Source organism: Puniceispirillum sp. (SeqCode), assembly GCF_965657105.1.
Classification (GTDB): Bacteria; Pseudomonadota; Alphaproteobacteria; order Puniceispirillales; family Puniceispirillaceae; genus Puniceispirillum.
In genome coordinates this window covers 1-6,497 of record NZ_CBFHNB010000084.1, presented here as the reverse complement: position 1 = coordinate 6,497, position 6,497 = coordinate 1, and the positions used below count along the sequence as shown (strand labels likewise).

Genomic DNA, 6,497 nt, shown 5'->3' with positions numbered 1-6,497 from the left:
AACTTGACGAAGATACCATCAATCAACGGCGGCAGCTTGTTCATAAAATCATGGATATGTTTAAGGAAAATTGATGAATTATATATATAAAATATGTCCTGCTGATATCTGGGCTAAGGCCGAAGAGAATGGTGCATTTTCTGGTGCAGGCATTGATTTAACAGATGGGTTTATTCATTTCTCAACACAGGCGCAAACTGCCGAGACCCTGCGGCTTCACTTTGCTGGCATTGCAGATTTGAAGCTTATTCAGATAGATGCGGATGCGATTGATATCGTTTGGGAAGAATCACGAGGCGGTCAGCTTTTCCCTCATCTATATGGAACGTTATCTCTGACCAAGGTTGTTGCTGTTTTTGACCTGCCATTAGACGATGACGGGGTGCATATCCTTCCCGACTTGCTTGGTGCCTAATCTGGGATAGTGGCCACCGCAGACAATATTGATTTGGCATCATCAATAAGTGCATGAATATAACGATCTGGCCGTATAATCACAGCCAAAGCCCCTAGATCATCAAGCATCGCTGTAACGTTCGGCTCATTCACGTCACTAACCACACATATATCTTCACGCGATAGTGCCGGTGCATAGTCGCGCCTGCTGACAATAGCCCATCGCAAACCAATAAGGTCGTCTAACAAACGACCATCAGCCAGTTTTGGCTGGGGCGAACGATAGCCCCGCAATGGATCCGATGAGTCACCAATACCCGCACCAAGCCGTGGCGCGATTGATTGCATTTTTGCATTGCCGACGACCTGTCCGTTATCCATCTGAGGCTGGGGTGAGGATAAGGCCGTGCGCAAACCATCGGCTGTCTCACAACTATTCAACAAATTACCCAGATATGTTGCCATTTCAATATAAGCCCGCGCATGCGGTGCCCGTTCGCTGTCATAGCTATCGAGTATCGAGAATGCTCCACCGCGTAATATATGCGCCAGCTTCCAAGCCAAATTAGCAATGTCACGAATGCCGATACACATGCCCTGCCCCATAAATGGCGGCGTCAAATGCGCGGCATCACCAGCAATCATCACGCGGCCACGACGCCAATAGCGCGCCAGTTTGGACTGAAACGTGTAAACAGCACGCCGCTCAATCGATATATCGTCAGCTGTTACACGCGGTGCCAGAAACGACCAGACAAATTCATCAGAACGAACATAATCATCGGTTTCATCATCTTTCAGGCTAACCTCCCAACGGCGCCAGTTTTCAGGTTGACGCGCATAGGTGCTAGGGCGATCAGGATCACAGGTCTGAATGGTGAAATCACCAAGATCGGGACGTGGCCTTTTTAACAGCCCATCTAGCACTAACCAGCGTTCCTCAAACCCTAGATCATGCATTTCATCATCACGGTTAATTCGCATTATATCATCGCTGGATACAATATCCTTTGACGCGCATATATAGTGACGGATTAAAGACCGCGCACCATCACAACCAATTACAAACCGCGCCTTTGCCTGTGCTGATGCACCGTTATCATCAAAAGTGATCAAAGCATGATTTTCGGTTTGGCTGATCGATGTCACCGTCGCACACCAGCGCATATCAACGTTGCTAAACCGCGTCATGCCCTGATGTAGAATGGCTTCGATATCTGGCTGATGAAACCGATAGCTTGGATACCACCCATAAGGACCAATCGATTGTGGCCTGGACCAATCAACCAGCATATTCTGGTCTTTATCGACAAAATGCATGCCAGCGTTGATACGCACTTTATCATCTATTGCATCGGCAAGCCCGATTGCCTGAAATACACGCATGACTTCATCATCAAGATGCACCGCACGCGGTAAAGGATAAGCCGAAGCCGCACGTTCTAAAACCAGAACGCGGAACCCGTAAAGCCCCAGAAAATTGGCAAGGCTAGCTCCAGAAGGACCGCAACCAACGATCAACGCATCATAGATAGCGTTAGTCACGTAACGTTCCTTTAAGCTGGTCATATAACCAAGGACAGTCAGCTATCCCTGGTGCCCGCAGACCATTACGTGCCGCCTCTAGACGCAATTCGCGCAATTCGGATCTAGGGGCTTCGGGAAGATGCAAACGTTCATGTCCCCAGAAGCTTGGGCCAGAAAATGTTTCATGCGGCTCCCATGTGGCTGGATCAATCACACGACCTCCCCAGCCATTTTCCACAAAGAAATCTGATGGTGTGTGGGCATAAAACGAGGTCATATAATCATTTGTATGACGACCAAGCGTATAGGCTATTGAATCTTTTTCAAGCTGAGCCAGATCATAACCTTGCCCCACATCATCCAGATTTGCATATTCGATCATGAAATGATGAAATCCGTTTCGGCCTGTGCCAATCATTGCAAAGCTGTGATGCCGCCCATTTACATGAAAGAAAAACAAAGGAATAGGCGACAAGGCATAGTCTGATACGCTGAATTCGAGAACATCACGGTAAAATGGCATTAGCGCATGCGCATCTTTAACATGCAGCACCGCGTGCCCCATGCCATAGGCACCGGTTTTAAAGCCTTCGATCGGACGACCCGAAACGAATGGATCGGTTGTGGTTTCCGGGGCGTGAAACAGTTCGACACGATTCCCGTCAGGATCGTCAAAATAAATCATATTATCGACAAAACGCTGATCACATAAAGCACGGGACGCTGGCAAAACAGGTATATCTGCCGCGTCAACTCTGGCCGCATAGCGTTCAAGGTCTGCCCTAGATGAAACCTGCCAGCCCATGAATGCAAGATCAGAACCAGGCTCGTTGGCAACAACAAATCTTTGACGCCAGTCATCCATACGGAAAGATAAGCTGCCCACACCCCGATCACAGGCGTGCATACCTAGCCTGCGGGTTGCAAAACTGGACCATTCATCCAATTTGTCACTACGCACACCAAGATACCCAAGCGCTATGATTGACATAAAACCCACCAAACAAACCTTTCTATTATAGTAACGCATGCTTTCCTAAGAGCAAGGCAGAAGCGCGCTGACTATCTGTACGCATCATGCGTCAGAACGCCACTTGACCATAGAGCCAGTTAAATTCATCTTATTTATATGATTAAGGATTCATCATCACGAAAGCCCGCAGACGGTGAGCGTTTAACGATCTGGCCGCATAGGTCATTATCGCCAAAGGGCTTTGGCATTGTGATGGCGGTAATTGGTTCACTAGCCTTTATTATTGGTTTTGGTTTCTTTCTGGCAGGTGCCTGGCCTGTAATAGGCTTTCTGGGGTTGGAAATATTGATTGTGTGGGGTGCCTTCAAGCTGAATTATCGCGCCGCACGTCGCCGTGAAACCCTGAAAACAGAGGCCGATAATCTAATCATCCAGCGAACCGACCCAAGTGGCAAGACTGATATAGAAAAGCTATCTACTGCCTGGTTGCGCGTCCAAATAACCCCGTCGATTGCCCCAACGACTGCCCAACGCTATCGTCAGCGTGTTATCCTGACAAGTCATGGTAAAAGCACTGAAATTGGAAGCTTTCTGCATCCAGCCGAGAAAAAGCATCTAGCCAATGAACTTACCAGCATGATTGGCAGAGCCAAAGAGCGGCAGCTTCGCGGCGACTAGGCTTATCACCCATATCAATCAGCCATTCCGATTTTATTCTGTCATTTTCGGCACCAGATGATATTTATGGTGGCCTGCACGGTACCGACTTGAGCCGCAAAACAGGAGATGTTTTTGGACTTTTGGACGCCTTTCAAACTGGCATTTGATTTACTGCTTTCGGCAGACACCGAATTGATGGGTATTATTGGCCTGTCTTTAAAAGTGAGCCTGACAGCGGTTTTCATTTCGCTTGTCATTGGCATGCCGCTTGGTGCTATTCTGGCTAGTAAGAAGTTCTTTGGCGCTCCCGTGCTGATTGTCATTTCAAATACTTTTTTGAGCATGCCACCGGTGGTAGTAGGCTTGTTGATCTATATTCTGATTTCACGATCAGGCCCGCTTGGCTGGCTGGAAATTCTCTATACGCCTTATGCCATGATACTTGCGCAAAGCATTCTTGTTGTGCCCATGTCGATTGCCCTATCACGGCAAATTTTTGAAACGTTGAACAATGAATATAAGCCCCTTTTCACGTCTCTTGGCGTCAATGCCCTTAGACGCATAATGGTGCTCGTTGTTGATGCGCGTATCGCGCTTATTACCATTGGACTAGCCTGCTTTGGGCGCGCTATTTCCGAAGTCGGTGCGGTTATTATCGTGGGTGGAAATATCCGCCATTCGACAAGAGTCATGACCACAGCGATTGCGCTGGAAACGTCCAAAGGTGAGCTGGCTATCGCCATGGCATTGGGACTGGTACTTTTATCGATTGCATTAGTGGTAAATATCGCCAGCCAGTTCTTGCGGCATTATTTTAAAAAGGCGGCACTTGATGTCTGATAGCATCATCATAAAAGCCGAGGCACTGTCAATCATTCGAGATGGGACTGCGATCCTGAATGATGTTACAACACATATTTTGCAAGGCAAAATTACCATGCTTTTAGGGCATAATGGCGCGGGGAAAAGTCTATTGTTGCAAGCCTTGCATGGTATTATCGAACCCGATAGCGGCGTTATCACGGCACCGCCTGCACATACCCAGAAAATGGTCTTTCAAAAACCCATCCTGCTACGGCGTAGCGCGTCTCGACATTTTGACTTTCTATGCCCAGGCATTAGCCAAACTGAAAAAATAGCATGGTTTAAACGCGCTGGATTGATAGATCAGATGGATACCCCTGCCCGCCAGCTATCGGGCGGCGAACAGCAAAAACTGGCATTCATCGGAGCGCTGGCAAGCAAACCAAGCTTGCTGTTTCTGGATGAACCTTCGGCAAATCTTGATTTTGAAGCCAGTGCAAAAATCGAATCGTTAATCAGCGACGCGCATAAAAACGGTGTAACGATCATCATGACAACGCATAATATAGCCCAGGCACATAGGCTGGCTGATCATGTCCTGTTCATTGAGCATGGCAAACTGATCGAAGATAGAAACGCAAAAGACTTCTTTGCAAACCCGTTGCATAATGCGGCACAAGCCTATATTGCCCATCACCATGTCTGATCATCTGTCGCTGTGTGAAAGTCAAGCCATGCACATATGTCGCCAATTAAAGCGCTTTATCATCGTAATAATGGTCATGGCATCTGCATCTATATCCAGTATCGCCTTTGCCGAAACACCCTTTATTATTCTGCAATCAACAACATCAACACAAAATTCCGGACTTTATGATCATCTGTTACCGCATTTCAAAAAACAAACTGGTATCGATGTCCGCGTTGTTGCCGTTGGCACCGGACAGGCTTTGCGTAACGCCCAAAATTGTGACGGTGATCTTTTACTGGTGCATTCCAAACCTGACGAAGAAGAATTCGTAAAAGCCGGATTTGGCGCAGCACGCCGCAATGTCATGTATAATGATTTTGTCGTTGTTGGCCCAAAGCATGATCCAGCTGGCATTAAACAGGCAGATACCGTCGCCGAAGCTTTGCAAATGATCTACGCACAGCAAAGCAAATTTGCCACCCGCGGTGATGACAGTGGCACACATAAAGCTGAATTACGTTTATGGAAAAGTGCCGGGCTGAGCCCTGATGCGCGTCATGACCACTGGTATCTGGATACTGGCCTTGGCATGGGGGCGACGCTCAATTTTGCTGTTCAGGCCGATAGCTATGCCATCAGCGATCGTGGCACATGGATCGCCTTTGCCAATAAAGCAAATCACAAGATCCTGTTTGAAAGTGACCCGCCTTTATTCAATCAATATGGTGTGGTGACAATCAATGCCAAACGATGCCCGCATGTGAAACAGGCGCTTGCAGAAAGGTTTGCAAGCTGGCTTGTGTCATCAGATGGCCAAAAACATATCGGCACCTATCGTCGGCATGACACGCAGCTGTTTTTCCCTAATGCCGATAGATAAGAAACCCATATCATCATCTTATTTATACCAATCACATTGCCACAAAACCAAGATATCGAAAACATTTTTTCTGTGAAAAATAGCTTGTAGATAAACCATTAGTACGCCGCTTCATGCTTGGATTTTTTGAAAATAATACAGTTGAAGTGCTTTCTAAAGCACATGATAGTTCAAGTTACCCAAAGGAGAAGGCTGTCTGGTTTTTTGAACAATACGAGCCTCAGTTAACCTTTTCTTAACCAACGCTATGATAGCTTCGTTGGAAACTTAACCAATGGAGTTAAAGATGTTGAACTTTGAAAAGGGAGTCAGAGAGAGCTTTGAAAGCAAAAGTAGAATATTAAACACTTTACTCACGATTGTTTCTGGGAAACCTAGCGGCAACGAATATAAAATAGCCATCAAGAATCCTTGGCTTTTAATAATTTGGAAAATTGGGCTAATTTTCGCCTTGGCCTTCTTCGTATTTTCTTCTGTTTTGATAGGTGGAATGGTTGCAAATTTACTTGCGCTTTATTTTTCTATTTTTCTCTGTGGGCAATTTCGTGAGATGCAAGTATGTTTTA

8 protein-coding genes are annotated in these 6,497 nt (G+C 46.6%); 6 read left to right on the top strand and 2 right to left on the bottom strand.

The genetic code is table 11. The features are described 5' to 3' along the window. Positions 1–73: 73 nt before the first annotated feature. Positions 74–415, top strand: a complete 342-nt coding sequence (locus ACTF7Q_RS09925) for a DUF952 domain-containing protein (RefSeq protein ID WP_438997679.1) — start codon at positions 74–76, stop codon at positions 413–415. On the opposite strand, the gene mhpA is transcribed toward ACTF7Q_RS09925, so the two are convergent. After that, the gene (gene mhpA, locus ACTF7Q_RS09920; RefSeq protein WP_438997678.1) at positions 412–1,941 is read right to left on the bottom strand and encodes a bifunctional 3-(3-hydroxy-phenyl)propionate/3-hydroxycinnamic acid hydroxylase MhpA; all 1,530 of its coding nucleotides are present in this window, start codon (positions 1,939–1,941) and stop codon (positions 412–414) included. The two genes, ACTF7Q_RS09925 and mhpA, sit on opposite strands and share 4 nt — an antisense overlap. After that, positions 1,934–2,914, bottom strand: a complete 981-nt coding sequence (locus tag ACTF7Q_RS09915) for a VOC family protein (protein WP_438997677.1) — start codon at positions 2,912–2,914, stop codon at positions 1,934–1,936. Before ACTF7Q_RS09915 ends, mhpA begins: the two co-directional genes overlap by 8 nt. 138 nt (positions 2,915–3,052) lie before the next feature. Between ACTF7Q_RS09915 and ACTF7Q_RS09910 the strand changes: the two genes are divergently transcribed. The 5 genes from ACTF7Q_RS09910 to ACTF7Q_RS09890 form a co-directional block, all read left to right on the top strand. Then, positions 3,053–3,574: a DUF2244 domain-containing protein gene (locus tag ACTF7Q_RS09910; protein ID WP_438997676.1), complete on the top strand. Its 522-nt coding sequence runs from the start codon at positions 3,053–3,055 to the stop codon at positions 3,572–3,574. Positions 3,575–3,682: 108 nt separating this feature from the next. Beyond that, positions 3,683–4,396, top strand: coding sequence for an ABC transporter permease (locus ACTF7Q_RS09905; RefSeq protein ID WP_438997675.1), 714 nt, complete (start codon positions 3,683–3,685; stop codon positions 4,394–4,396). Then, positions 4,389–5,066 (top strand): ATP-binding cassette domain-containing protein, encoded by a 678-nt coding sequence (locus ACTF7Q_RS09900; protein ID WP_438997674.1) that lies wholly within the window; start codon positions 4,389–4,391, stop codon positions 5,064–5,066. Before ACTF7Q_RS09905 ends, ACTF7Q_RS09900 begins: the two co-directional genes overlap by 8 nt. 76 nt (positions 5,067–5,142) lie before the next feature. Beyond that, positions 5,143–5,931, top strand: coding sequence for a substrate-binding domain-containing protein (locus tag ACTF7Q_RS09895; RefSeq protein ID WP_438997673.1), 789 nt, complete (start codon positions 5,143–5,145; stop codon positions 5,929–5,931). Positions 5,932–6,217: 286 nt separating this feature from the next. Continuing rightward, positions 6,218–6,497 (top strand): hypothetical protein (locus tag ACTF7Q_RS09890; protein WP_438997672.1); only part of this gene is annotated, 280 nt, incomplete at its 3' end.